Below are 26,132 nucleotides of genomic sequence, written 5' to 3' on the forward strand. Positions count from 1 at the left end.
GATGGCGAACGACAGCCATCAACTCAGGCCCAGCTCACGCCAGATGCGCATCACATTGCGCCGGTGCTCGTGAAACTGGTCGCCGCCCACGATCCCGGGCTGCTTCTGCAAAGCCTGCCGATGGGCTGCCGAGCGATAGGCCTTGTAGGCGTCCTGCAGCAGGGTCGCCTCGCCATCGCGGAGCAGACCGAGCCGGTCCAGGCCTTCCAGAATGCGGATGTTATCGGTGAATTCGAGCAGCGCCGGGTGCTGCTCCGACCACGCCAGGGCCGCGTATTGCACCATAAATTCGATATCGACGATACCTCCGGCGTCCTGCTTGAGGTCGAAGGGCGAGGCCGCGTCGAAGGCATTCTCCGCCGTACCGGCGGCGGTGGCACGGCTGCCCAGGTTGTCACGCATCTTGGCGCGCATCTCGCTGACCTCGGCCTGCAGCTTGGCCTGATCACGCTCGCGGCCCAGCACGGCGCTGCGCACTTCGGCGAATGCAGCGCCCACGCGTTCGCAGCCGACCAGCACCCGGGCGCGCACCAGCGCCTGATGCTCCCAGGTCCAGGCCTCACCCTCCTGGTAGCGGCGGAAGGCGCCCAGTGAGCTGACCAGCAACCCCGCCGCTCCGGAGGGGCGCAGGCGCATGTCGACGTCGTAGAGCTGGCCGGAGTTGGTCTGCGCGGTCAGCAGGTGAATGATGCGCTGGCCCAGGCGAGTGAAGAACTGCGCGCCGTCGATGGGCTTGGCGCCATCGGTCTCGGCCTGCGGGTCGCCGTCGTGGATGAACACCAGATCCAGGTCAGAACCGTGACCCAGTTCGATACCGCCGACCTTGCCGTAGCCGACGATGATGAAGTCCGGCGAGCACGGGCTGCCATCGGCGCGCAGCGGCGTGCCATGGCGGCTGACCATCTGCCGCCAGGCCAGGGCCATTACCTGGTCGAGAATGGCCTCGGCCAACCAGGTCAGGTAATCGCTGACTTTCATCAACGGCAGGCTGCCGGCGATTTCCGAAGCGGCTACGCGCAAGCCGTGGGCCAGCTTGAAGTGGCGCAGCGCCTCCATCTGCTGCTCCAGATCCTCCTCGGGAATACGCGTCAGCCGCTCCTGCAGCTCGCCAGCCAACTCCGGCGCATGGGGCGGACTGAACAGGCGCCCCTCATTGAGCAGCTCATCGAGCAGCAGCGGGAAGCGGCTGATCTGCTCAGCGATCCACGGGCTGGCGGCGCACAGCGTCAGCAGACGCAGCAAGGCACCGGGATTTTCGGTCAGCAGCACCAGATAGGCCGAACGACGCGCCACTGCCTCGATCAGCGGCAACACGCGCTCCAGTACCAGATCGGGCTTTTCCTGCTCGACGGTGGCGGCCAGCAGCCGCGGGATGAAGGCATCCAGGCGCTCGCGACCCAGGCGCTGCATCGCGCGTACCTGGTTGCCGTTGCGCAGCCCCACCAGCCGCTGCCAGGCCGCCGGCGCGTTAGCGAAGCCGGCCTCGGCCAGTTGGCGGCAGGCGGCCTCTTCATCCTGGTCGTCGTTCCATAGCGGCAGCCAATCGGCGCCGACCATGGGCTCCTCATCGCCCTCCTGATCCTCGTCGGGGTCAGCGATGACCTGGCGGAAGTGCCAGTCGACCCGGCCGCGCCAGTGCATCAGTTGCTCATGGAAGGCGTCCCAGCCATCGAAGCCGAGCATGAAGGCCACCCGCGCGCGATCCTGATCGCTGTCCGGGAGCATCTGCGTCTGCCGGTCGTCGATGGCCTGCAGGGCGTGTTCGGTGTAACGCAGGAAGGCGTAGCCGGCGAGCAACTCGTCGACCGCCTGGCCAGGCAGGTAGCCTTGGTCCTTGAGGGTTTGCAGCACCTTGAGCAAGGAACGCTGCTGCAGGCTGAGATCACGGCCGCCATGGATCAGCTGAAACGCCTGGGCGATGAACTCCACCTCACGAATGCCGCCGGAACCGAGCTTGATGTTCTCGGCCATGCCCTTGCGGCGCACCTCCTGCTGGATCAGTTGCTTCATGGTGCGCAGCGCGTCGATGGCGGAAAAGTCCAGGTAACGGCGATAGACGAACGGGCGCAGCATTTCCAGCAGTTGCGCGCCGGCCTGCTGGTCTCCGCCGACCACCCGCGCCTTGATCATCGCGTAGCGCTCCCAGTCGCGCCCCTGATCCTGGTAGTACTGCTCCAGCGCATTGAAGCTGAACACCAGCGCGCCGCTCGATCCGTAGGGGCGCAGGCGCATGTCGGTACGAAACACGAAGCCGTCGACGGTGATGGCGTCCAGCGCCTTGATCAGCTTCTGGCCCAGGCGGATGAAGAACTCCTGGTTATCCAGCGCACGCTTCACGCCCTGGGTCTCGCCGCCCTCCGGGTAGCCGAAGATCAGGTCGATATCCGACGACAGGTTCAGCTCGAAGGCGCCGAGTTTGCCCATGCCGAGAATGACCATGTGCTGCGGCTCACCGCTGCGGCGGCCGACCGGTGTGCCGAATTGCTCGCAGTGCCGGGGGTACAGCCAGTGATAAGACAGGTCGATGCAAGCATCGGCCAGGTCGGAAAGGTCGCGACAGGTTTCCACCAGATCCGCCTGGCGGCTGATGTCTCGCCAGATGATGCGCAGCTGCTGGCGGTTGCGAAAACGCCGCAGGCTGCGCGCCAGGCCGTTCTCGTCCGCGCACTCCTGCAACTGCTCGGCGAGCTGCTGGCGCAATTCGCCGCCCGCCAGGCACCGCTCCAGCTCGCCGCTGGCAGCCAGCTCGAGCAGCATCTGCGGGTCGCGCAGGCCCTGTTGCGTCACGAAATCACTGGCGGCCGTCACGCGCTGCAGGTGCTCCTTGCGCAGGGCCGGCCAGGCGGCGAAAGCGGCAGCGGCGTCAGCGGACAAGGCCGTGAACGCCTCGGCGAGCGATTGCTCGGCACGCTGGGCGATGGGGTGGAGCGAGGCAGGCAAAGAGACGAGCGCGGGCAAGCTCATGGTCTATCCTTTTCGGCGGGCTGCGAGCCTGGTGGAAAACCGGCGCAGACCCTGCGAAGGCTCGCCGCTTCTGGCTCTCGCCTGATTTGATTGTAGTTTCGCTACGACTGAATCGATCGAGAGAGCTGAAATCGCCGACGAAATGTAGTAAAACTACACGAAGCCGGATCTACCCAACCGGTACATCCAAGAATTAATGTGCCCGCCCAAAAAGCCGGCAACGCATCTGGTTTCCGATTCTGGAAGCCTTTCCGCTCTGGAGCAAGCCATGCAAGACCTCGATCCAATCGAAACCCAGGAATGGCTGGACGCACTGGAATCCGTCCTCGACAAGGAAGGCGAAGACCGTGCCCACTATCTGATGACGCGCCTGGGTGAGTTGGCCACTCGTAGCGGCACACAGCTGCCCTATTCGATCACCACTCCCTACCGCAACACCATTCCGGTCACGCGTGAAGCACGCATGCCGGGCGACCTGTTCATGGAACGCCGCATCCGCTCGATCGTTCGCTGGAACGCTCTGGCCATGGTCATGCGCGCCAACATGCAGGACCCCGATCTGGGTGGCCACATCTCCACCTTCGCCTCCAGCGCGACCCTCTACGACATCGGCTTCAACTACTTCTTCAAGGCGCCGACCGAAGAACACGGCGGCGACCTGATCTACTACCAGGGCCACGCATCGCCCGGCATCTACGCCCGCGCCTTCCTGGAAGGCCGCCTGAGCGAAGAGCAGATGCTCAAGTTCCGCCAGGAAGTGGACGGTGGCGGCCTGTCGTCGTACCCGCACCCGCACCTGATGCCGGATTTCTGGCAGTTCCCGACCGTTTCCATGGGCCTGGGCCCGATCACCGCGATCTACCAGGCACGTTTCATGAAGTACCTGGAAAACCGCGGTTTCATCCCGGCCGGCAAGCAGAAGGTATGGTGCTTCATCGGTGACGGCGAGACCGACGAACCGGAAACCCTGGGTGCCATCTCCCTGGCCGGCCGCGAGAACCTCGACAACCTGATCTTCGTCATCAACTGCAACCTGCAGCGCCTCGACGGCCCGGTTCGCGGCAACAGCAAGATCATCCAGGAGCTCGAAGGCGTGTTCCGTGGCGCCAACTGGAACGTCAACAAGGTCATCTGGGGCCGTATGTGGGACCCGCTGTTCGCCCAGGACGAAGACGGCCGCATGCAGCGTCGCATGGACCAGGCGATCGACGGCGAATACCAGAACTACAAGGCCAAAGACGGTGCCTACGTGCGCAAGCACTTCTTCGGTGCCGATCCAGAATTGCTCAAGCGCGTCGAGAAACTGTCGGACGAGGAAATCTTCAACCTCAACCGCGGCGGCCACGACCCGTACAAGGTCTATGCGGCCTACCACCAGGCGGTCAACCACAAAGGCCAGCCGACCGTCATCCTGGCCAAGACCATCAAGGGTTATGGCACCGGTGCCGGCGAAGCGAAGAACACCGCGCACAACACCAAGAAGGTCGATATCGAGTCGCTGAAGAAATTCCGCGATCGCTTCGATATCCCGCTGAACGATTCGCAGCTGGAAGAACTGCCGTTCTACCGCCCAGCCGAAGACAGCGCGGAAATGAAATACCTGCGCAAGTGCCGCGAGAAGCTCGGCGGCCACCTGCCGCAGCGTAACCGCGGCACCATCAGCATCCCGACGCCGCCGCTGGAAACCCTCAAGGCCGTTCTGGACGGCTCTGGCGACCGCGAAATCTCCACCACCATGGCGTTCGGGCGCATCCTCGCCTCGATGGTCAAGGACAAGGAGCTGGGCAAGCGCATCGTGCCGATCCTCGCGGACGAGGCCCGTACCTTCGGTATGGAAGGCATGTTCCGCCAGTTGGGCATCTACTCCCCCGTCGGCCAGCTGTACGAGCCGGTCGACCGCGACCAGGTGATGTACTACCGCGAAGAGAAGGACGGCCAGATCCTCCAGGAAGGTCTCAACGAGGCCGGTGCGTTCTCCTCCTTCATCGCTGCCGGTACTGCCTACAGCAACTACAACACGCCGATGCTGCCGGTCTACATCTTCTACTCGATGTTCGGCTTCCAGCGTATCGGTGACCTGGCCTGGGCAGCTGGCGACGGCCAGACCCGCGGCTTCCTGCTGGGCGGCACCTCCGGCCGTACCACCCTGAACGGTGAAGGCCTGCAGCACGAGGACGGCCACAGCCACATCCTCGCCAGCACCATCCCCAACGTGCGCAGCTATGACCCCACCTATGCCTACGAGCTGGCGGTGATCATGCGCGAAGGCACGCACCGGATGATGACCCTGCAGGAAAACGTTTATTACTACATCACCGTGATGAACGAGAACTACCAGCAGCCAGCCATGCCCGAAGGTGTCGAGGACGGCATCATCAAAGGCATGTATCTGCTCGAAGAGGACAACAAGGAAGCCGCCCACCACGTACAACTGCTGGGCTGCGGCACCATCCTCAACGAGGTTCGCGAAGCGGCGAAGATCCTGCGCAACGACTACAACATCGGCGCCGATGTATGGAGCGTCACCAGCTTCAACGAACTGCGTCGCGATGGCCTGGCCGTGGAGCGCAGCAACCGCCTGCATCCGGAACAGGAACCCAAGAAGAGCTATATCGAGCAGTGCCTGAGCGGCCGTCAGGGCCCTGTCATTGCCAGCACCGACTACATGAAACTGTTCGCTGAACAGGTTCGTCAGTGGGTTCCGGTCAAGGAATACAAGGTGCTGGGTACCGACGGTTACGGTCGCAGCGACAGCCGCCGCAAACTGCGTGACTTCTTCGAAGTGGATCGTCGCTGGGTCGTTCTGGCCGCGCTCGAAGCGCTGGCCGACCGTGGTCAGATCGAACGCAAGGCCGTGGCCGAGGCCATCGTCAAGTTCGGTATCGACCCCGAAAAACGTAACCCACTGGACTGCTGAGGAGACGCATTGTGAGTGAATTGATTCGCGTACCCGACATCGGCGGCGGTGAGGGTGAAATCATCGAGCTGTTCGTCAAGGTCGGCGACCGCATCGAGGCCGACCAGAGCCTGCTGACCCTGGAGTCGGACAAGGCCAGCATGGAAATTCCGGCCCCGAAGGCCGGCATCGTCAAGAGCCTGAAGGTCAAGCTCGGCGACACCCTGAAAGAAGGTGACGAGCTGCTCGAACTGGACGTGGAAGGCGACGCCGAAGCCGCGCCTGCCCAGCAGGAACAAGCCGCTGAGCCGGCAGCGCCTGCTGCCGCCGAGCAACCGGCCGCCGAGCCGCAAGCTCAGTCGGCTGGCAGTGCCGAGCCCCAGGAAGTCAAGGTGCCGGACATCGGCTCCAGCGCCAAGGCCAGCATCATCGAAGTGGCGGTCAAGCCGGGCGACACCATCGAGGTCGATCAATCGCTGATCACCCTCGAGTCCGACAAGGCCAGCATGGAAATCCCATCGCCGGCTGCCGGCGTGGTGGAGAGCGTATCGGTCAAGGTCGGTGACGAAGTCGGCACTGGCGACCTGATTCTGGTGCTCAAGGGCGCCGGCGGTGCCCAATCCAAGCAGGCCGCCAGCGCGCCAGCCCCGGCAGCTGCACCGGCCGAGGCCGAAGCGCCAGCACCTGCCGCAGCCGCAGCCGAAGAGCCGGCAGGTGAGAGCAGTGAGGAAGTGTGTATCCCGGATATCGGTGACGACGCTGCTGGTGTCATCGAAATGCTGGTCAAGGTAGGCGACAGCGTGGAAGCCGAGCAATCGCTGATCACCCTGGAGTCGGCCAAGGCCAGCATGGAGATCCCAGCTCCAAAGGCTGGCGTGATCGAAAGCATTGCCATCAAGGTTGGCGACCAGGCCAAGACCGGCGACCTGATCCTGACCCTCAAGGTCCAGGGCAAGGCTGCCGCCAAACCGGCCGCCGCTGCACAGGCGCCTGCCGCTGCTCCCGAGCAGGCCAAGCCGGCCAACGTGCAAGGCAGCGCACCCGCCAAGGCCGCACCGCAAGCTGCTCCTGCAGCAGCACCGAGCCGCGATGGCAGCAAGGTACACGCCGGCCCGGCCGTGCGTCAGCTGGCCCGCGAGTTCGGCGTCGAGCTGGGTGCGGTCCCAGGTAGTGGCCCGAAAGGTCGCATCCTCAAGGAAGACGTACAGGCGTACGTCAAGGCCGAGCTGCAGAAAGCCAAGTCGGCTCCTGCCGCTTCTGCTGCTGGCGCGACCGGCGGTGCCGGCATTCCGCCGATCCCGACCGTCGATTTCAGCAAGTTCGGTGAAGTCGAAGAAGTGCCGATGACCCGCCTGATGCAGGTCGGCGCCGCCAACCTGCATCGCAGCTGGCTCAACGTGCCGCACGTGACTCAGTTCGATTCGGCTGACATCACCGAGCTGGAAGCCTTCCGCGTCGCCCAGAAAGCCGTCGCCGAGAAAGCGGGCGTCAAGCTGACCGTGCTGCCACTGCTGCTCAAGGCCTGCGCCTACCTGCTCAAGGAGCTGCCGGACTTCAACAGTTCGCTGGCGCCAAGCGGCAAGGCCGTGATCCGCAAGAAGTACGTGCACATCGGCTTTGCCGTCGATACGCCGGACGGCCTGCTGGTCCCGGTAATCAAGAACGTCGACCAGAAGAGCCTGCTGCAACTGGCTGCCGAAGCCGCTGCGCTGGCCGAGAAAGCGCGCAACAAGAAGCTGTCGGCTGACGACATGCAGGGTGCCTGCTTCACCATCTCCAGCCTCGGTCACATTGGCGGCACCGGCTTCACGCCGATCGTCAACGCCCCGGAAGTGGCGATCCTCGGTGTCAGCAAGGCGACTATTCAGCCGGTATGGGATGGCAAGGCCTTCCAGCCCAAGCTGATGCTGCCGCTGTCGCTGTCCTACGATCACCGCGTGATCAACGGTGCGGCCGCTGCCCGCTTCACCAAGCGCCTGGGCGATGTACTGACCGACATCCGCACCATGCTGCTGTAAGCGAACCGTTTCGAGCGCCACGCTCGTATCCTCGACCCCGCCCGATCCGGCGGGGTTTTTTTTGGCTTGCTCGTTGGTATACAGCCGACCGTTCATCCCCTTTTTATCGATCTAATATCCTTTTCAAATCATACAGTTGAAATAAAGACATCACAATGCCATTAGACTTCTTGTCAGTCGCCACACCATGGTGCAACCTAGGCCACCACTACCGCCCCATGGTGGCTGGAGCAGATACGGTAATCCCCTCGTTAGCGCTATAGTGAAGTGGCCGGGCAGTAACCTGTGCCAGCCGATGGATACAGCCAGTCGATGAAGAGCCATCCCGATACCGCAGGCCGTGCCATGGCCGAGGTCGTGACGCAATTACCCGTGCCCTCGCGGCTCGGCATGATGCGTTTCGAGCGGATGAATGAGGCGAACTGGCTCCTGCTGTTCATCGATGCGACCTGCGAAAAGCAGTTCGGCATCCCGCCCAGCGATCTTTGCAACCTCGTGGAAACGCCCTACGCCAGCCTGATGGAGCCCGAAGCGCGTTACCGGCTGCACGACTCCATCCAGCAACAGCTCGTGGAAAACTCGCGCTATCTGGTGCGCTACACCCTGCACACGCCCCAGGGCCCACTGCAACTGATGGAGCTTGGTGAGCCCTTCAAGCAACGCGGCCGTGCCCTGCTGCGCGGCTATCTGCTGGTTACCAGCGACGAGACAACCGCTCCGCCATTCCAACAGCAAGACACGCTGGAAGACCTGCAGCGCAGCCAAGCTGAGTTGCAGCAGCAGCAAACGCGCGCCTTTGCCCAGCAGCAGCTCATCGTGCGCCTGGCCAGTCAGCGCTATCAGGGCAATGACCAGCGTCGCGAGGCCGCCGAGCTGATCACCCGCAGCGCCTGCGAGATCTACGGCGTGGCGCGTGCCGGCATCTGGCACATCAATGGCGATACGCTCGAGCCCGTGGCGCTCTACCTGCAGGAGCAGGGCCATCACGAAATGCCGCTGCCGATCGACGGCCGGCGCTACCCGAACTACCTGCGTGCACTCAAGGAAGGCCGTGCGCTCGACGCCCACGATGCCGAGAACGACGCCCGTACCCGCGAGCTGCTCGACGACTACCTGCGACCCAAGTCGGTGTCTGCGATTCTCGATGCCAGCATTCGGGTCGGCGGCGAACTGGTCGCCGTGCTGTGCCTGGAGCACACCGGCGGCCCCCGCGCCTGGCAAGCGGACGAAGTCGCCTTCGCCGGGGAACTGGCCGACCAGTACGCCAACGTGCTGAGCAATCAGGAGCGGCGCAACGCCACCAGCGCCCTGTACCTGTTCCAGCGCGCCGTCGAGCAGAGCGCCAGCGCCTTCATCCTGCTCAACCGAGACGGCATGGTGGAGTACGTGAACCCCAGCTTCACGGCCATCACCCAGTACAGTGCCGACGAAGTGCAGGGCCGTCAGCTCGCCGAGCTGCCGGCCCTGGAAAACCTCAGCGAGTTGCTGTTCGACAGTGCATCGGGGCTCGCCGAGCAGAACAGCTGGCAGGGCGAATTCAAGAGCCGGCGCAAGAACCTCGAACCTTACTGGAGCCAGTTCTCGATCTCCAAGGTGCATGCCGACGACGGCACCCTGACCCACTACATCGGCATCTACGAAGACATCACCGAGACCAAGCAGTCCCAGCAGCGCATCGAGCGCCTGGCCTACAGCGACAACCTCACCGGGTTAGGCAATCGCTACGCCTTCATCCGCGCGCTGGAAAAGCGCTTCAGCAGCGGCACCGCACCGGTCAGCCTGCTGCTGGTGGATATCGACAACTTCAAGCGCATCAACGACACCCTCGGCCACCAGACCGGCGACAAACTGCTGGTCAGCCTCGCCAAGCGCTTGCGCAACAGTTTCAGTGGCGAAGGCACCCTGGCACGCTTCGCCAGCAACGAATTCGCCATCCTGCTCGACAACTGCGAGAGCCCACGCGGCCAGCTGATCGCCCAGCAGGTTCTGGAGACCCTCGACAAGCCGCTGTTCGTCGACAATCAGTTGATCATCATCAGTGGCTCCGTGGGCCTGGCCTGCTCCCCGGAGCATGGCGCCGACCCGCAGACCCTTATGAAACATGCCGGCCTGGCGCTGCACAAGGCCAAGGCCAACGGCAAGCATCAGTTGCAGGTGTTCACCGATGCGCTGAATGCCGAGGCCAACTACAAGCTGTTCGTCGAGAACAACCTGCGCCGCGCCCTGACCCAGAACGAGCTGGAAGTGTTCTACCAGCCCAAGCTGTGCCTGAAGACCGGCCAATTGCTGGGCATGGAAGCGCTGCTGCGCTGGCAGCACCCGGAAAAAGGCATGATCCGTCCGGACCAGTTCATCAGCGTGGCGGAGGAGACCGGGCTCATCGTGCCGATCGGCAAATGGGTGGTACGCCAGGCCTGCCGCATGAGCAAGCAACTGACCGCCGTCGGGCTGGGCAATCTGCAAGTGGCCATCAACCTGTCGCCCAAGCAGTTCAGCGACCCGGATCTGGTTGGCTCGATCGCTGCCATCCTCGAAGAGGAGCAGCTGCCACCCGAGCTGCTCGAACTGGAGCTCACCGAAGGGCTGCTGCTGGAAGCCACCGACGGCACGCGCAGCCAGCTCAACGCCCTCAAGCAGTTGGGCCTGACCCTGGCCATGGACGACTTCGGCACCGGGTACTCGTCGCTCAGCTACCTGAAGAAATTCCCCATCGACGTGATCAAGATCGATCGCAGCTTCATCAAGGACATCCCCGAGAGCGAGGACGACATGGAGATCACTTCCGCGGTGATCGCCATGGCCCACAACCTCAAGCTCAAAGTCGTCGCCGAAGGCGTCGAAACCCCCGCGCAACTGGCGTTCCTGCGTCGCCAGCACTGCGACATCGGTCAGGGCTACCTATTCGATCGCCCCATACCGGGTCGCGATCTGGTAGAAAGTCTCAAGCGCTACTCGCGACGCCCGGCTGCCAGACGGTAAACAACCTCCGTCAGCCGCCGCGGTCTATCCCAGAACAACGATTCGGAGAACGGTCAACATGGCTCTACGCTCGGAAATTCTCGCCCACAAACTCGAACTGCCCAGCGCCGAGCAGGCGCTGCCGGGTCGCGAAACCCCGATTTCGGTGCCAGAGGCGCATTTCGTCAACGGCAACCCGCTACAAGGCCCCTTCCCCGCTGGCCTGCAGACCGCGCTGTTCGGCCTGGGCTGCTTCTGGGGCGCCGAACGACGGTTCTGGCAGCAACCCGGCGTGTGGAGCACCGCAGTGGGCTACGCCGGCGGCCATACGCCGAACCCGACCTATGAAGAGACCTGCTCGGGGCTGACCGGTCACGCCGAAGTCGTGCTGGTGGTATTCGATCCCAAGCTGACCCGCTACGAAGACCTGCTCAAGGTATTCTGGGAAGTGCACAACCCGACCCAGGGCATGCGCCAGGGCAACGACATCGGCAGCCAGTATCGTTCGGCCATCTACTGCGTCGATGAGCAGCAACTCGCTGCCGCCAGGCACAGCCAGCAGCAGTTCCAGGAGGAGTTGGGCAAGGCCGGCCTGGGCGAGATCACCACCGAAATCGCACCCGCGCCAACCTTCTACTACGCTGAGGCCTACCATCAGCAGTATCTGGCCAAGAACCCCGAAGGCTACTGCGGGCTGGGCGGCACGGGTGTGTGCCTGCCACCGCAGGCCTGATATAGGAGCAAGCGACCGTGGAACTGAGCAGCATTGCCAGTCAGGTATCGAGTCAGGCATCGGCTCAGTTTTCTGCGCAGATGTCGCTCCTGCTGCTGCGCAAGACGCTCGAACTGCAGGCCGCCAGCGTCAGCGGCCTGGTGCAGGCCGCGTCACCTGCCAGTGCCCCCGTCAATCCACCAAACCTGGGCAACAGCATCGACGTGATGGCCTGACGAACTACTGCCATCCCATCGTCAGCCCGACTAAACTTGTGGGCAATTAGCCAGTAATCGACGAGCACCGGATGCCCGCCAACCTGCCCTACATTTTGCCCGAGCAACTCTGTGTCGGGCTGTACATCCAGCTCGACTTGAGCTGGTGGGAACATTCGTTCGCGTTCAGCAATTTCAAGATCAAGGACGACGGCCAGCTCAAGCAGCTGCGCGCCCTGGGTCTCAAGCGCCTGCGTTATGACCCGGCGCGCAGTGACTGCGCGCCCTTGCCACTGGCCGAAGCGCCGGTCGAGCAGCCTGCCGCGCCACCACCGCCCGATCCCCAGGAGCAGGCACGCCAGGCGCGGGTCAAGCAACTCAGTGTGCTGCGCAAACGCCTGTCGGAGGTCGACCGCGCTTTCGTCCAGGCCAGCCAGCGGGTCAAGGCCCTCAACCAGAGCCTGCGCAACCAGCCGGAGGAATCGGTCAAGCAGGCCGGTGCGCTGGTCAACGAGCTGGTTACCACCATGCTCGGCGAAGACGGCGTCGCCCTGCACAGCATCAACGGCAAGGCCGCCGATGACTCTTACCTGCACTCGTTGAACGTTACCGTGCTGTCGATGATGCTCGGGCGCCAGCTGGGCCTGGACGCCGAGGCCAGCCACATGCTCGGCATGGGCGCACTGCTGCATGACATCGGTAAGCTGGAACTGCCCAGCAAGGTGCTGCTCAAGCCGCCACCGCTGACCCGCGCCGAGCAACAGTTGCTGGAAATGCACACGCTGTACGGCAAGCGCATGGGCGAGAAGCTGATGCTCGACGACGATGTGCTGCGCATCATCTACGAGCACCATGAACATTGTGACGGCAGCGGTTATCCACAGCAGCTGCGCGAGGCCTCCATCGGCCGTCTGAGCCGCATCGTGTGCATCGCCAACCACTTCGACAACCTGTGCAACCCGGTCGACCCGCGGACGGCCCTGAGCCCCCACGAGGCGCTGGCGCGGATGTTCCTGCCGCAGTATCGGGTACGTTTCGACGATGTCGCCCTGAAGGCCTTCATCCGCTGCATGGGTGTCTATCCGCCCGGCAGCCTGGTGCAGCTCGAGGACGAACGCTACGCGCTGGTGCTGGGCATGCATCCGACCTTGCCCCTGAAGCCGACCCTGATCATCTACGATCCGGCTGTGCCAAAGGAGGAAGCGCTGATCGTCAACCTAGAAGCCGAGCCGAAACTGGCCATCGCCGCCAGCATTCGCCCCTCGCAGCTACCGCCCGAGGCGCTGGAGTACCTCAACCCGCGCCAGCAATTGACCTACTTCGTCGACCCGCGGCGTCGCTAGGCAGCGGCGGGTGAGAACGTAGGAGGGGCTTTAGCCCCGAGCTTTATGAGGGCGTAAAGAGCTCGGGGCTAAAGCCCCTCCTACAAAAAGCACGCATTCACCAGCCGCTTCTGCCACTCAGCTGCCAAAAGGCTGAAAGATCGCAAACAGGCTCCTAGGCCTGCTGCTCGGCGATCAGCCAGTCCAGCCGCCAGTCGCCCTGGCTTTGCGCCAGGCGCTCGGCCAACCACGGCAGCAGCGCCCGCAGCTCCTCTTCCAACCCCCATGGCGGATTGCTGATCAGCAGGCCCGAACCATTGAGGCGCCCGGCGTCGTCGGCCGGATGGACGAACAACTCGGCACGCAGCAATTTCGGGGCGGCGCTCTTCTGCATGTCGCGGTAGAAGCGCTTGAGCTGGCGCTCATCCTTGATCGGGTACCAGACCGCCACGATGGTCTGACGCATGCGTCCGATCGCCTCATTGAGAGCAGTCACGCAGCGCTCCAGCTCATCGGCCTTTTCGAACGGCGGATCGATCAGCATCACCGCGCGCTTCTCGCGAGTCGGCAGCAAGGCACGTGGCAGATGCCAGCCTTCGCCCAGGTGTACGGCCACGCGACGGTCGCCGGCCATGTTCTCCTTGAGCGCCTGGCCGTCGTCCGGGTGCTTCTCGTTCAGGTGCAGGCGGTCCTGCTCACGGGTCTGCAGGCGGGCCAGTTCGGGCGAGCCGGGGTAATGACGCAGCACGCCATCGGGGTTCATCGCGCGAATCACTTCCAGGTAGTCGAGCAGCGCCTCGGGTGCGTCAGTGGCTTCCCACAGCCGACCGATACCTTCGCGCCATTCACCGGTACGGCTGGCCTGGTCGCCTTGCAAGTCGTAGAGGCCGACGCCGGCGTGGCTGTCCAGATAAGCATAGGGCGCGTCCTTGCGCGCCAGCAGCGCGAACAGGCGGCAGAGCACCAGGTGTTTGAGCACATCGGCGTGGTTGCCGGCGTGGAAGGCGTGGCGGTAATTCATCATCGGCTCCTGAGCAGGGGACGAATTGTAGCCGGCCTGGCCGCCTGGCGCAGCGCCCACCGGACGCCGTCCGGCTTCTCCCCGGGTATCACCGGTTTCGATGATGCTGGCCTCGTGTGGTGCGGCCCCTAGACTGGCTGCATTCCACCGGAGAGCCACCATGTCCGATACCCTGCTCAGCGCCCGCAACCTGGCATTCGAACTCTACGAAGTGCTCGACGCCGAGGCACTCAGCCAGCGCCCGCGATTCAGCGAGCACAACCGGGAAACCTTCGACGCCGCGCTAGGCACCGCACGCAGCATCGCCGAACACCTGTTCGCCCCGCACAACCGCAAGAACGACGAACACGAGCCCAGATTCGTCGATGGCGGCGCGCAGCTGATCGCCGAGGTCAAGCCGGCGCTGCAGGCCTTCAACGAGGCCGGCTTCCTTAACGCCACGCGGGATTTCGAGCTGGGCGGCATGCAGCTGCCCAACCTGCTGTCCCAAGCCTGCTTCGCGCATTTCCAGGCGGCCAATATCGCCACGGCGTCCTATCCCCTGCTGAGTATGGCCGCCGCCAACCTGATCGAAGCCTTTGGCGATGACGTGCAGAAGCGCCATTTCCTGCAGCCGATCATCGAGGGGCGCTTCTTCGGCACCATGGCGCTGACCGAGCCCCACGCCGGCTCCTCGCTGGCCGATATCCGCACCCGCGCCGAACCGACAGGCGACGGCAGCTACCGCCTCAAGGGCAACAAGATCTTCATCTCCGGTGGCGACCACGACCTCAGCGAGAACATCGTCCACCTGGTGCTGGCCCGCCTGCCCGACGCGCCAGCCGGTGTGAAGGGCATTTCACTGTTCATCGTGCCGAAATTCCTGGTCAACGACGACGGCAGCCTTGGCGCTCGCAACGACGTCACCCTGGCCGGCCTATTCCACAAGATGGGCTGGCGCGGCACCACGTCCACGGCGCTGAACTTCGGCGATCAAGGCAGTTGCGTAGGCTATCTGGTTGGCAAACCCCACGCCGGGCTCGCCTATATGTTCCAGATGATGAACGAGGCGCGTATTGGCGTCGGCATGGGTGCGGTGATGCTCGGCTATGCCGGCTACCTGTACTCGCTCGACTACGCCCGCCAGCGCCCCCAGGGGCGCCTGCCCGATGCCAAGCAGGCCGGCGGCCAGGTGGCGATCATCGAGCACGCCGACGTGCGCCGCATGCTGTTGGCACAGAAAGCCTACGTGGAAGGCGGATTCGACCTGGTGCTGTACTGCGCCCGCCTGGTCGACGACAGCCAGACCCTCGACGATGCCGAGCAACGTGAACAGGCGCGCCAGCTGCTCGACCTGCTCACGCCGATCGCCAAGTCGTGGCCGTCCGAGTACTGCCTGCAGGCCAATGCCCTGGCGATCCAGATTCTCGGCGGCCATGGCTACACCCGCGACCACCCTGTGGAGCAGTACTACCGCGACAACCGCCTCAACCCGATCCACGAGGGCACCCACGGCATCCAGTCCCTCGACCTGCTGGGCCGCAAGGTCGGTCAGCACGGCGGCGCGGCGCTGCAGGTGTTGGGCCAGCGGATCACCGACACCTGCCAGCGGGCCGAGCCGTTCAGCGAGCTCGACGCCCTGCGCCAGCCCTTGCAAGCCCTGCTGGCACGCCTGTCCGAGGTCACCCAGGGCCTGCTCGGGGATCTGCAACAGGGTCGCATCAACACCGCACTCGCCGACTCGGCGCTATACCTCAAAGCATTCGGCCATCTGGTGCTCGGTTGGCGCTGGCTGGAACAGGCGGTGCGCGCCGAGCAAGGCCGCCTCGCGGGCAATGGCGCTGATACCGACTTCTATGACGGCAAGCTGCAGGCCGCGCGCTACTTCCTGCTGCGCGAAGTGCCGAGCTGCCACCACGACCTGGACATCCTGGCGCGCCGCGACGATACCTGCCTGGCGATGCAGGACGCCTGGTTCTAGGCCCTGCTCGAAAAGTCCACAACGAAAAACGGGCCCAGAGGGCCCGTTTCTCATCCAGCCGATCAGCGCGCGGTGATCACCGGTGCGCTGAGCTTCTCCAGCAAGCTGGCTTGCGCGCTGCGCGAGTTCTGGTTGCCGGTTGGCGACAGCCGCACGTAGCGGCCATCGGGCTGCAGCACCCAGGCGTGGGTGTTGTCGGTGAGGTACGCCTCCAGCTCCTTCTTGACCCGGGTGATGAGCTTCTTGCCCTCCACCGGGAAGCAGGTCTCCACACGCTTGTCGAGGTTGCGCTCCATCCAGTCGGCACTGGACAGGTAGATCAGTTCGTCACCGCCATTGAGGAAGTAGTAGACGCGGGTGTGCTCCAGGAAGCGGCCGATGATCGAGCGCACCTGGATGTTGTGCGACACGCCGGGGATGCCTGGGCGCAGGCAGCACATGCCGCGCACCACCAGGTCGATCTTCACGCCGGTCTGGCTGGCCTTGTACAGCGCGCGGATGATCTTGGCGTCGGTCAGCGAGTTGAACTTGGCGATGATGTGCGCCGGCTTGCCTTCGGCAGCGCTGGCCGTCTCCTTGGCGATCAGGTCGAGCAGCGTCTTCTTCAAGGTGAAGGGCGCATGCAACAACTTCTTCATGCGCAGGGTCTTGCCCATGCCGATCAGCTGGCTGAACAGCTTGGAAACGTCCTCGCCCAGCGCCACGTCGGCGGTCAGCAGGCTGTAGTCGGTGTACAGCCGCGCGTTGCCGGCGTGGTAGTTACCGGTACCTAGGTGCGCGTAACGGCGGATCTCGCCGTTCTCGCGGCGCAGAATCAACATCATCTTGGAGTGGGTCTTGAAGCCGACCACCCCATAGATCACCACCGCGCCGGCAGCCTGAAGGCGGCTGGCCAGGGCCAGGTTGGACTCTTCGTCGAACCGCGCGCGCAGTTCGATCACCGCGGTGACTTCCTTGCCGTTGCGCGCAGCTTCCACCAGCGCATCGACGATTTCCGAGTTGGCGCCCGAGCGGTACAGCGTCTGCTTGATCGCCAGCACGTGGGGATCCTTGGCCGCCTGACGCAGCAGATCTACCACGGGGGTGAAGGACTCGAAGGGGTGCAGCAGCAGAATGTCCTGCTTGCTGATCACGTTGAACAGGTTGTCGCTGTTCTGCAAAAGCTTGGGGATCACCGGGGTGAAGGGCGCGTGCTGCAATTCCGGGTGGCTATCGAGGCCGGTGATGCTGAACAGGCGGGTCAGGTTGACCGGCCCGTTGACCTGATACAGCTCGCTTTCCGACAGGCCGAATTGCTTGAGCAACTGGTCGGTCAGGTGTTTCGGGCAGCTGTCGACCACTTCCAGGCGCACGGCGTCACCGTAGCGGCGGCTGAACAGCTCGCCACGCAGGGCGCGGGCCAGGTCTTCAACGTCCTCGGTGTCCACCGACAGGTCGGCGTTACGGGTCAGGCGGAACTGGTAGCAGCCCTTGACCTTCATGCCGGGGAACAGATCGTCGGCGTGGGCGTGGATCATCGACGACAGGAACACATAGTTGGCGCCCGGGCCACCCACCTCTTCCGGCACCTTGATGATGCGCGGCAGCAGACGTGGCGCCGGGATCACCGCCAGACCGGAGTCGCGGCCGAAGGCGTCGACGCCTTCCAGCTCGACGATGAAGTTCAGGCTCTTGTTGACCAGCAGCGGGAACGGGTGCGTCGGGTCGAGGCCGATCGGGGTGATGATCGGCGCGATCTCGTCACGAAAATAGCGGCGCACCCAAGCCTTGTGCTTGGTCGTCCAGTAACGGCGACGAATGAAGTTGATGCCGTGCTTGGCCAGCTCGGGGAACAGCACATCGTTGAGGATGGCGTACTGGCGGCCGACCTGCTCGTGCACCAGTTCGGAAATGCGCGACAGCGCCTGGTGCGGCTGCAGGCCGTCGGCACCGGCCTGCTCGCGGGCGAAGTTGATCTGCTTTTTCAGGCCGGCGACGCGAATCTCGAAGAACTCGTCGAGGTTGCTGGAGAAGATCAGCAGGAACTTCAGGCGTTCCAGCAACGGGTAGGACTCGTCCAGCGCCTGTTCCAGCACGCGGATGTTGAACTGCAGCTGCGACAGCTCGCGATGGATGTACAGGCTGCTGTCATCCAGGCTGGGCACGACCACGGGCGCTGCCGCGGCTTCGACTACGGGTGTTTCCACGACTGTTTCCACCGGCGCTTCGTCGATCACCGGCAGGCTGAGGGCCGGCACATCGAGCTGTTCGTTCTCACTGAGTCCTTCGTTGCTCATTGAATTACCCTGGAGGGGCTACTGCCCCTGTCGTATGAGTTCGGCCGCACGCACGGCGAAGTAGGTGAGGATGCCGTCGGCACCCGCTCGTTTACAGGCGGTCAGCGATTCGAGAATCACCGCCTCGCTCAGCCAGCCATTCTGGATGGCGGCCATATGCATCGCGTATTCACCACTGACCTGGTAGACAAAGGTCGGCACCTTGAATTCGCTTTTGACCCGGGAAACGATGTCCAGATAGGGCATGCCCGGCTTGACCATGACCATGTCGGCGCCTTCGGCCAGATCGCTGGCCACTTCGTGCAGCGCCTCGTCACTGTTGGCCGGATCCATCTGGTAGGAGGCCTTGTTGGCCTTGCCCAAATTGAGCGACGAACCCACCGCATCGCGGAACGGGCCGTAGTAGGCGCTGGCGTATTTCGCAGAGTAGGCCATGATCCGCACGTTGACGTGATCGGCCAGCTCCAAGGCTTCTCGAATCGCCTGGATGCGCCCGTCCATCATGTCCGACGGAGCGACGACTTGGGCGCCGGCTTGGGCATGGGAAAGCGCCTGCTTGACCAGCGCATCGACGGTAATGTCGTTCTGCACGTAGCCGTCTTCGTCGAGAATGCCGTCCTGCCCATGGGTGGTGAACGGGTCCAGCGCCACATCGGTGATCACCCCCAGTTCAGGGAAACGCTCACGCAATGCGCGGGTGGCGCGCTGGGCAATGCCGTCCGGGTTCCAGGCCTCGCGGCCATCCAGGGTCTTCTTTTCCGCCGGGGTGACCGGGAACAGCGCCAACGCCGGAATGCCCAGCGCCACCCACTTTTCCGCTTCCTGCAGCAGCAGGTCGATGGACAGCCGCTCGACGCCCGGCATGGACGTCACCGCCTCGCGCTGATTCTCGCCGTCGAGCACGAATACCGGCAGGATCAGATCGTTGGTGGTCAGCACGTTCTCGCGCACCAGACGCCGCGAGAAATCGTCGCGACGATTGCGACGCAGGCGGGTGGCAGGGAACAGGCGGTTGGCGGGGGTAAAGCTCACGGCAGACTCCTGGGCCCGCTCGAGCGGGCGAAGTGTGACAGTTATAAGCCGCCATTATGACTAAATGATGACGACCACAACGAATACTGCGACGGTGCGTCGCAGCCAATAAGGCACATCGCAACGCGCAAAAGCTCGCCGAACCCCGTATGCATGAACGCCACCGAGGCCAGCGGATATTTCACAGGTTTTCGACAAATGCTGTTTTAGAGTGTCGAACGGCGTAGCCTTGCCTCCCCATTTTCTACGGTCATCTGTAATGCTGGAAAATCTGCTGCAGCACTTCGGTTATCCGGCCCTGGCGCTGGGTACCTTTCTCGAGGGTGAAATGTCGCTGCTGCTGGCGGCCTACCTGGCGTTGCGCGGCATCCTGCAGATCGAGCTGGTGATGCTGTTCGCCTTCATAGGCACCTATGCCAGCGACCAGCTGTGGTTCCACCTGGGCCGCCGCCATGGCCGGCGGATACTCGAACGCCGGCCGAAGTGGCAGGCGCTGAGCGACAAGGCCCTCGTATACCTGCGCCGCCACCCGGACTTGTGGGTGCTGGGCTTTCGCTTCTTCTATGGCATGCGCACGGTAATGCCACTGGCCATCGGCATTTCCGGCTATCCGCGACGCCGCTATGTGATTCTCGACGCCATTGGTGCGGCCATCTGGGCCATCGCACTCGGTACCCTGGCCTACAAACTCGGCCGCGCGCTGGAGGGGTTGCTCGGTGAGTTGCACCAGGTGCAGTTCTACCTGTTCGGCGCCCTGCTGGTCATTGGCCTCGGCGTCTGGTTGTACCGTCGTAGACGGCGCGAGAGCTAGCAAGCAGTGGCTTGACGAACGCGCCCGAGACGTTCAAAAGGCTGTAACAATTGGCTGACTGGCCAGTCATATCATCAAGCAGGTTTTTTCCAAGCGAGCGCCTCGCTCCAGTGCCACGCGAGGCTCGCCCTTCATCAGGAGTTGGTCGATGAACAAGAAAGTTGCAGTGATCCTTTCCGGTTGTGGCGTCTACGACGGCTCGGAGATCCACGAGAGCGTCATCACCTTGCTACGCCTCGATCAGCGTGGCGCCCAGGTGCAATGCTTCGCGCCCGATATCGACCAGGCCCACGTGATCAACCACCTCAAGGGCGAGGAAATGCAGCCGGCCCGCAACGTACTGGTGGAATCGGCCCGCATCGCCCGAGGCAACATCAAGGACGTGCGCGAACTGCGTGCCGACGACTTCGATGCGCTGATCGTTCCCGGCGGTTTCGGCGCGGCCAAGAACCTCTCCGACTTCGCCAGCAAAGGCGCCGACTGCACCGTGCAAGCGGACGTGCTGGCCGCCGCGCAATCCTTCGTGAGCGCCGCCAAGCCGGTCGGCCTGATTTGCATCGCCCCGGCCATGGCCGCACGCATCTTCGGCGCCGGCGTGACCTGCACCATCGGCAACGACGCCGATACCGCCGCCGCCCTCGGCAAGATGGGCGCCGAGCATGTCGACTGTCACGTCGAGGACATCGTCGAAGACACCGAACGCAAGCTGGTCACTACCCCGGCCTATATGCTCGCCAACTCCATCGCCGAAGCGGCCTCGGGCATCAACAAGCTGGTGGACCGGGTGCTGGAGCTGACCCACGAGTGAAAGCGCCAGCCCAGGACGGCGATGGGCGTGAACACCTGTCGTAGCCTGGGTCGAGCGCAGCGACACCCGGGACTCTGCCCTGGGTATCGCTACGCTCAACGCCAGGCTACAAAAGCGATTAGGCGCGCGATAGACGCGTCAGCAAGCGATCCAGCGAATTGGCGAACGCCTGGCGATCCTTGTCGCCATAGGCCGCCTGGCCACCACCGACCTGCCCCTGCTCACGCAGATCGGTAAACAGGTTTCGCACCGCCAGGCGCTCGCCCATATTGCGCTCATCGAACTCGCGCCCACGGGGATCCAGCGCCAGCACGCCCTTCTTGACCAGTCGATCGGCCAGCGGCACGTCGCTGCAGATCACCAGTTCGCCCGGCACGGCGTGCTCTACCAGGTAATCGTCCGCCGCATCGGGGCCACTCGGCACCACGATCAGCTTCACGCAGGCGAAGTTGGGCCGCGCCACAGCCTGGCCAGCGACCAGCACCACCTCGAAACTACGCTTGAGGGCGAACTTGACCACCTGATCGCGGGCCAGCCGCGGGCAGGCGTCGGCGTCGATCCAGACACGCATGTTAAGAACCTTCTCAAAGGCTAGCGAGCTAGAGCCATGCAAGGCAAAAGCAGGCGAAAAAGCAGAGTGTACTTTTGTACATGAGCATTTTGAGGCTGCTTTTAACGCAGCAGGGCCGACGCGCAGCAGTCTTTGGGCAGATTCTTAGAGCGGTGCGCGGCGGACGGTAGCCAGCAATGCCGCGGCACCGACAAAGAGCGCGCCAAAACTGCGATTCATGATGCGCTGCTGACGCGGCGTGCGCAGCAGACGCAGCACCCGCACGGCCAGGCCGGTGTAGCCGGCCATGACGATCAGGTCGACGGTGACCATGGTCACGCCGATGATCAGGTACTGCTCGGTCAGCGGCGCATGGGGATTGATGAACTGCGGCAGCACCGCGAGCATGAACACGATGGCCTTGGGGTTGCCGAAATTCACCAGAAAGCCGCGCAGCACCAGGCTCAGCGGTCGACCGATGGGGCGTTCGCCATCCACGTTCATGTCCGCTGGCACGGCGCGCCACTGGCGCCAGCCCAGGTAAACCAGATAGGCCACGCCGAACCATTTGATCAGGCTGAACGCCAGGGCCGAGGTGGCGAGCACCGCGCCGACGCCCGCCGCGACGATGGCGATCTGCAGCGCCAGGCCCAGCTGCAGGCCCAGGGCATTCCAGTAACCGCGCCAGAAGCCGTATTGCAGCCCCGCCGACATCGAGGCGATGGCACCGGCACCTGGCGACAGGCTGATCAGCCAGCAGGCGACGAAGAAAGCGAGCCAGGTTTCCAGAGCCATGATGGCGACCTCGGTGAGGGATTAGCGAAACGTCGAAATTACCTGAATTGCCGCACCAGCGGCAGGGGCTGCAGATGCTATTTCACAGGCGGCGCACACGGCCTCAAGTGAGTGCCGCAGCGCCTCTGATCAAGGCTCTATCTTGCGCGCCGTCGGCAGCTCGCCGTTGCGCCAGCGGCGTACCGCCTTCTGGAAGAACAGGCTGTTGGGAATCTGCAGCCAGGTGCCCGGCGCATCGCCGGTCAGGTCTTCCAGAGTGGTGTAGAACAGGTTGATGGCCAGCACACGGCCGCGCACGCCCGGCTTGTCGGCGCTTTCCAGCACCTCCACACAGTCACCGATGCGAAACGGCCCGAGGGCGAAGATCAGCAGCGTGCAGAACATGTTGGAGAGCACGCTCCAGATCGCGAAGAAGGCGATCGCCGCCACCGCCACGAAACCGGTCAGCGCGCCCCACAGCACCTGGGCGGACACGCCGAGGCGCTCGAGCACCAGCATGATGGCGCTACCAAGGATCAGCCAGCGGGTCAGGCCGCGCAGCGGCATCAACAGCTCCGGTGGCAACTGCGGGTAACGCTGGCCCAATCGGGTGATGCCGCGGGTGAGGATGCGCTGGGCGACCCAGGCCAGGATAAGGATCAGCAGCACCTGGCCGGCGCGCATCAGCGGCTGGCTCCAGGACACCAGCCAAGCCCAATCGATCAGCTCCAGGTTCAAACCACGGCCTCCAGTTCACGTTGCAATGCTTCGAGGGTTTCCAGGGCTTCGAGCCAGCCCTCCTCCAGTTCGGCCTCGCGCGCCTTGAGCTGCGCCTGTTCGGCCAGGGCCTGGCGCAGCTCGTCCTTGCGGGCGGCTTCGTACATTGCGCTATCGCCCAGGCGTTCTTCCAGCGCCGCGAGCTTGGCCTGCACCTGGCCGAGCTCGGCTTCGAGCTTGTCGGCCGCCTTCTTGTGCGGCGCCAGTTGCTGACGCAGGGCCGCGGCGGCCTGTCGCTGGCCACGCTTGTCGTTGCCGGCACCGGCTGCCGGTACGGCGGCGACCGGCGCGGCCTGACGCTGGCGATAGTCGACCAGCCAGCGGGCGTAATCCTCCAGATCACCGTCGAACGGCGCCACGCGGCCATCGGCCACCAGCAGGAATTCGTCGGTGGTGCTCTTGAGCAGGTGACGATCGTGGGACACCACCACCACGGCACCGGCGAACTCCTGCAGGGCCATGGTCAACGCCAGGCGCATTTCCAGATCGAGGTGGTTGGTCGGCTCGTCGAGCAGCAGCAGGTTGGGCTTGCCCCAGGCGATCAGCGCCAGGGCCAGGCGCGCTTTCTCGCCACCGGAGAAATTCACCACCGGCTCGTCGCAGCGCGGGCCGCGGAAATCGAAACCACCGAGGAAATCGCGCAGGGTCTGCTCACGTTCGGTCGGCGCGATGCGCTGCAGGTGCAAGAGCGGGCTGGCCTTGTCGTCCAGGGCATCGAGCTGATGCTGGGCGAAGTAGCCGATCACCAGGTTTTCGCCGCGGGTCAGGCTGCCGCTCAGCGGCTGCAGCTCGGCGGAGAGGTTCTTGATCAGCGTCGACTTGCCCGCGCCGTTGGGGCCGAGCAGGCCGATGCGCGCGCCCGGCACCAGGCTCAGTTTGACCTGCTGCAGGATGGTCTTGTCGCCATAACCCAGGCGCCCTTCGCTGAGGCTGAGCAGTGGCGTGGAGATCTTGTCGGCTTCGCGGAACACGAAATCGAAAGGCGAATCGACGTGGGCCGCGCTCAGCTCCTCCATGCGCTCCAGGGCCTTGATGCGGCTCTGCGCCTGGCGGGCCTTGGTGGCCTGGGCCTTGAAGCGGGCGATGTACTTTTCCATGTGCGCGCGCTGCGCCTGCTGCTTCTCGTACGCCTGCTGCTGCTGAGCCAGACGCTCGGCGCGGGTGCGCTCGAAGGCCGAGTAGCCGCCGCGGTACAAGGTCAGCTTGCGCTGCTCGACATGGGCGACGTGATCGACCACCGCATCGAGGAAGTCCCGGTCGTGGGAAATCAGCAGCAAGGTGCCGGGGTAGCTCTGCAGCCAGCCTTCGAGCCAGAGAATCGCATCCAGATCCAGGTGGTTGGTCGGCTCGTCGAGCAGCAGCAGGTCGGACGGGCACATCAGCGCCTGGGCCAGGTTCAGGCGCATGCGCCAGCCACCGGAGAAGTCGCCGACGCGGCGATCCATCTGCGCATTGTCGAAGCCCAGGCCGGCCAGCAGCTTGCGCGCCCGGGCGTCGGCCGTGTAGCCGTCGGCGCTGTCCAACTCGCTGTGCAGGCGGGCGATCGCGGCGCCGTCATGGCCCTGCTCGGCCGCGGCCAGCTCACGCTGCACCCGACGCAGGTTGTGGTCGCCATCGAGCACGTAGTCCACGGCCAGGCGGTCGAGGGTGTCGACCTCCTGGCGCATATGGGCGATGCGCCAGTCGCCGGGCAGCAGGCAATCGCCGGAATCGGGCGTCAACTCGCCGCGCAGCAGCGCGAACAGGCTGGACTTGCCGGCGCCGTTGGCACCGATCAGACCGGCCTTGTGGCCGGCGTGCAGGGTCAGCTCGGCGTTCTCGAGCAAACGCTGAGGGCCACGCTGTAGGGTAAGATTCTGGAGTCGGATCATAATGGCGGCGGATTCTACCAGAGTCCCCCGCCGCATACTCGGAGCACGCATGAGCCCTGACCTGTGGACCTTCGCCACCACCCTCTACGCCCGCCCAGGCGTCGAGGCCGCGTGCCTGGAACTGCAGGCCGCCGGCGCAGACGTCTGCCTGCTGCTCTGTGGCCTGTGGCTGGACAGCCGAGGCGTGGCCCATAGCGCGAATCGCGAAGCGCAGCTGCGGCACATCGCCGATCCCTGGCAGCAAGAGGTGGTGAAACCGCTGAGGGCATTGCGCCAGCGTTGGCGCGAAGCGGCTGGCCAGGATTCGGCCCTGAGCGGTCTGCGCGAGCGGGTTAAGCAGCTGGAGCTGGAAGCGGAGCGGGAGCAGCTGGAGCGGTTGCAGGCGCTGGCTGAGGGGTGGGGTCATAAGCCGAGTGACCAAGATCGGCGGTGGCTGGACGTTTTTTCGCCAATGGGGCACGAAGAGCCACGGGCGGCACTACATGACGCCCGCTCGTTCTGAAACGCTGAAAAACGATTAACCCTCGACCGCAGGCTGGGGTCGAGGATCGGGGGAAAGAGGCAGACTTTTAAATCTCGCCCTATTCATCAAACCAGGGCATTAAACACCCATCCAAAACATGAATTACAGCCATTACCAGCCGATACAGCCCTACTCAAAAACGCCTAGGTTCTCCATTGAAGCGGGGACTTTTCCGCTCTCATCAACCAGATCAATTGTACAGCCCTTAGCAGAGCGCCTTTGGGTAAGCGTATATGTAGCACCCTGCACTGGTATAAAACTTATGCCAGCAGAGCACTCGAAATTGAGACCATAGTTGTTATAGCTGGATACAACATAGCTGGCCTTGAAATATTTACGCTCACCTGCCGGCACATACACCGACGTTGACTGTTTTACAAAATGTCCGTGCTCGATAAGGCGCCCCGATCTTTCAGTCATCTCAAAGCGCGGATTATCGAACATCCTCAGCGCCTGAAGCTCACCGAGATTTAACGCCATTCTTGTATAGATTATTTTGGCAGCATCGGAAGTATCCGCCATAGGAGGAATCACTTTTACGCACCCCTGCAAGGCAGCCATAGCAATCAAAATTACGCAAACTATCTTCATACAACTACCAGAGCAACCCCAAAAAATTCAATAAGCAAAAAAGTAAACAGACT

19 protein-coding genes are annotated in these 26,132 nt (G+C 63.7%); 10 read left to right on the forward strand and 9 right to left on the reverse strand.

Going from position 1 to position 26,132, the window contains the following annotated elements; translation table 11 throughout:
- Positions 1 to 18: 18 nt before the first annotated feature.
- Positions 19 to 2,964, reverse strand: a complete 2,946-nt coding sequence (gene glnE, locus BVH01_RS07205; RefSeq protein ID WP_075929696.1) for a bifunctional [glutamate--ammonia ligase]-adenylyl-L-tyrosine phosphorylase/[glutamate--ammonia-ligase] adenylyltransferase — start codon at positions 2,962 to 2,964, stop codon at positions 19 to 21.
- A gap of 268 nt (positions 2,965 to 3,232) precedes the next feature.
- Here glnE and aceE point away from each other — a divergent pair, with 268 nt between their 5' ends.
- The 6 genes from aceE to BVH01_RS07235 all read left to right on the forward strand — a co-directional run bounded on the left by aceE (position 3,233) and on the right by BVH01_RS07235 (position 13,106).
- Positions 3,233 to 5,881, forward strand: coding sequence for a pyruvate dehydrogenase (acetyl-transferring), homodimeric type (gene aceE / locus BVH01_RS07210; RefSeq protein ID WP_075929697.1), 2,649 nt, complete (start codon positions 3,233 to 3,235; stop codon positions 5,879 to 5,881).
- An 11-nt stretch (positions 5,882 to 5,892) separates the two neighbouring features.
- Positions 5,893 to 7,878 carry a dihydrolipoyllysine-residue acetyltransferase gene (aceF, locus tag BVH01_RS07215; RefSeq protein WP_075929698.1) on the forward strand — a complete coding sequence of 662 codons (1,986 nt, stop codon included), beginning with the start codon at positions 5,893 to 5,895 and terminating at the stop codon, positions 7,876 to 7,878.
- A 312-nt stretch (positions 7,879 to 8,190) separates the two neighbouring features.
- Positions 8,191 to 10,857: a bifunctional diguanylate cyclase/phosphodiesterase gene (locus BVH01_RS07220; RefSeq protein WP_075929699.1), complete on the forward strand. Its 2,667-nt coding sequence runs from the start codon at positions 8,191 to 8,193 to the stop codon at positions 10,855 to 10,857.
- Between the two features lie 58 nt (positions 10,858 to 10,915).
- Entirely contained in the window at positions 10,916 to 11,569 is a 654-nt protein-coding gene (gene msrA, locus BVH01_RS07225; protein ID WP_075929700.1) for a peptide-methionine (S)-S-oxide reductase MsrA, read from the forward strand.
- 17 nt (positions 11,570 to 11,586) lie between these two features.
- Positions 11,587 to 11,784, forward strand: coding sequence for a putative motility protein (locus BVH01_RS07230; RefSeq protein ID WP_075929701.1), 198 nt, complete (start codon positions 11,587 to 11,589; stop codon positions 11,782 to 11,784).
- A 71-nt stretch (positions 11,785 to 11,855) separates the two neighbouring features.
- Complete coding sequence (locus BVH01_RS07235) at positions 11,856 to 13,106, forward strand: HD-GYP domain-containing protein (RefSeq protein ID WP_075929702.1); 1,251 nt, start codon at positions 11,856 to 11,858, stop codon at positions 13,104 to 13,106.
- A 154-nt stretch (positions 13,107 to 13,260) separates the two neighbouring features.
- On the opposite strand, the gene BVH01_RS07240 is transcribed toward BVH01_RS07235, so the two are convergent.
- A complete protein-coding gene (locus BVH01_RS07240) occupies positions 13,261 to 14,106 on the reverse strand; it encodes a 23S rRNA (adenine(2030)-N(6))-methyltransferase RlmJ (protein ID WP_075929704.1) in 846 nt (281 codons plus the stop codon).
- 160 nt (positions 14,107 to 14,266) lie between these two features.
- Between BVH01_RS07240 and BVH01_RS07245 the strand changes: the two genes are divergently transcribed.
- Positions 14,267 to 16,066, forward strand: coding sequence for an acyl-CoA dehydrogenase (locus BVH01_RS07245; RefSeq protein WP_075929705.1), 1,800 nt, complete (start codon positions 14,267 to 14,269; stop codon positions 16,064 to 16,066).
- 62 nt (positions 16,067 to 16,128) lie between these two features.
- Here BVH01_RS07245 and ppk1 read toward each other — a convergent pair whose 3' ends face one another.
- Positions 16,129 to 18,342 (reverse strand): polyphosphate kinase 1, encoded by a 2,214-nt coding sequence (ppk1, locus tag BVH01_RS07250; protein WP_075929706.1) that lies wholly within the window; start codon positions 18,340 to 18,342, stop codon positions 16,129 to 16,131.
- Between the two features lie 18 nt (positions 18,343 to 18,360).
- A complete protein-coding gene (gene hemB, locus BVH01_RS07255) occupies positions 18,361 to 19,374 on the reverse strand; it encodes a porphobilinogen synthase (protein WP_075929707.1) in 1,014 nt (337 codons plus the stop codon).
- A 259-nt stretch (positions 19,375 to 19,633) separates the two neighbouring features.
- Between hemB and BVH01_RS07260 the strand changes: the two genes are divergently transcribed.
- Entirely contained in the window at positions 19,634 to 20,185 is a 552-nt protein-coding gene (locus BVH01_RS07260; protein ID WP_075929709.1) for a DedA family protein, read from the forward strand.
- Positions 20,186 to 20,333: 148 nt separating this feature from the next.
- Positions 20,334 to 20,993, forward strand: a complete 660-nt coding sequence (gene elbB / locus BVH01_RS07265; protein WP_075929710.1) for an isoprenoid biosynthesis glyoxalase ElbB — start codon at positions 20,334 to 20,336, stop codon at positions 20,991 to 20,993.
- Between the two features lie 118 nt (positions 20,994 to 21,111).
- On the opposite strand, the gene BVH01_RS07270 is transcribed toward elbB, so the two are convergent.
- From BVH01_RS07270 to BVH01_RS07285, 4 genes are all read right to left on the reverse strand, one after another.
- Positions 21,112 to 21,564 carry a YaiI/YqxD family protein gene (locus BVH01_RS07270; protein ID WP_075929712.1) on the reverse strand — a complete coding sequence of 151 codons (453 nt, stop codon included), beginning with the start codon at positions 21,562 to 21,564 and terminating at the stop codon, positions 21,112 to 21,114.
- 144 nt (positions 21,565 to 21,708) lie between these two features.
- Positions 21,709 to 22,338, reverse strand: a complete 630-nt coding sequence (rhtB, locus tag BVH01_RS07275; RefSeq protein ID WP_027908590.1) for a homoserine/homoserine lactone efflux protein — start codon at positions 22,336 to 22,338, stop codon at positions 21,709 to 21,711.
- Positions 22,339 to 22,467: 129 nt separating this feature from the next.
- Complete coding sequence (locus BVH01_RS07280; RefSeq protein WP_111542222.1) at positions 22,468 to 23,001, reverse strand: mechanosensitive ion channel family protein; 534 nt, start codon at positions 22,999 to 23,001, stop codon at positions 22,468 to 22,470.
- Between the two features lie 50 nt (positions 23,002 to 23,051).
- Complete coding sequence (locus BVH01_RS07285) at positions 23,052 to 24,965, reverse strand: ATP-binding cassette domain-containing protein (RefSeq protein WP_075929713.1); 1,914 nt, start codon at positions 24,963 to 24,965, stop codon at positions 23,052 to 23,054.
- Positions 24,966 to 25,014: 49 nt separating this feature from the next.
- Between BVH01_RS07285 and BVH01_RS07290 the strand changes: the two genes are divergently transcribed.
- A complete protein-coding gene (locus tag BVH01_RS07290; protein ID WP_075929714.1) occupies positions 25,015 to 25,467 on the forward strand; it encodes a TIGR02444 family protein in 453 nt (150 codons plus the stop codon).
- A 150-nt stretch (positions 25,468 to 25,617) separates the two neighbouring features.
- On the opposite strand, the gene BVH01_RS07295 is transcribed toward BVH01_RS07290, so the two are convergent.
- Positions 25,618 to 26,079, reverse strand: a complete 462-nt coding sequence (locus BVH01_RS07295; RefSeq protein WP_075929715.1) for a hypothetical protein — start codon at positions 26,077 to 26,079, stop codon at positions 25,618 to 25,620.
- Between the last annotated feature and the right edge of the window lie 53 nt (positions 26,080 to 26,132).

Origin of the sequence: Pseudomonas sp. PA1(2017) (genome assembly GCF_001945375.1) — a bacterium.
Taxonomy (GTDB): Bacteria; Pseudomonadota; Gammaproteobacteria; order Pseudomonadales; family Pseudomonadaceae; genus Aquipseudomonas.

Coding starts and splice junctions, on each gene's coding strand:
- BVH01_RS07260 (WP_075929709.1), top strand. CDS start 19,634: ATGCTGGAAAATCTGCTGCAGCACTTCGGTTATCCGGCCCTGGCGCTG.
- ppk1 (WP_075929706.1), bottom strand. CDS start 18,342: ATGAGCAACGAAGGACTCAGTGAGAACGAACAGCTCGATGTGCCGGCC.
- BVH01_RS07290 (WP_075929714.1), top strand. CDS start 25,015: ATGAGCCCTGACCTGTGGACCTTCGCCACCACCCTCTACGCCCGCCCA.
- BVH01_RS07245 (WP_075929705.1), top strand. CDS start 14,267: ATGTCCGATACCCTGCTCAGCGCCCGCAACCTGGCATTCGAACTCTAC.
- aceE (WP_075929697.1), top strand. CDS start 3,233: ATGCAAGACCTCGATCCAATCGAAACCCAGGAATGGCTGGACGCACTG.
- BVH01_RS07295 (WP_075929715.1), bottom strand. CDS start 26,079: ATGAAGATAGTTTGCGTAATTTTGATTGCTATGGCTGCCTTGCAGGGG.
- BVH01_RS07240 (WP_075929704.1), bottom strand. CDS start 14,106: ATGAATTACCGCCACGCCTTCCACGCCGGCAACCACGCCGATGTGCTC.
- BVH01_RS07235 (WP_075929702.1), top strand. CDS start 11,856: ATGCCCGCCAACCTGCCCTACATTTTGCCCGAGCAACTCTGTGTCGGG.
- BVH01_RS07220 (WP_075929699.1), top strand. CDS start 8,191: ATGAAGAGCCATCCCGATACCGCAGGCCGTGCCATGGCCGAGGTCGTG.
- glnE (WP_075929696.1), bottom strand. CDS start 2,964: ATGAGCTTGCCCGCGCTCGTCTCTTTGCCTGCCTCGCTCCACCCCATC.
- elbB (WP_075929710.1), top strand. CDS start 20,334: ATGAACAAGAAAGTTGCAGTGATCCTTTCCGGTTGTGGCGTCTACGAC.
- BVH01_RS07270 (WP_075929712.1), bottom strand. CDS start 21,564: ATGCGTGTCTGGATCGACGCCGACGCCTGCCCGCGGCTGGCCCGCGAT.
- msrA (WP_075929700.1), top strand. CDS start 10,916: ATGGCTCTACGCTCGGAAATTCTCGCCCACAAACTCGAACTGCCCAGC.
- BVH01_RS07280 (WP_111542222.1), bottom strand. CDS start 23,001: ATGCGCGCCGGCCAGGTGCTGCTGATCCTTATCCTGGCCTGGGTCGCC.
- rhtB (WP_027908590.1), bottom strand. CDS start 22,338: ATGGCTCTGGAAACCTGGCTCGCTTTCTTCGTCGCCTGCTGGCTGATC.
- BVH01_RS07285 (WP_075929713.1), bottom strand. CDS start 24,965: ATGATCCGACTCCAGAATCTTACCCTACAGCGTGGCCCTCAGCGTTTG.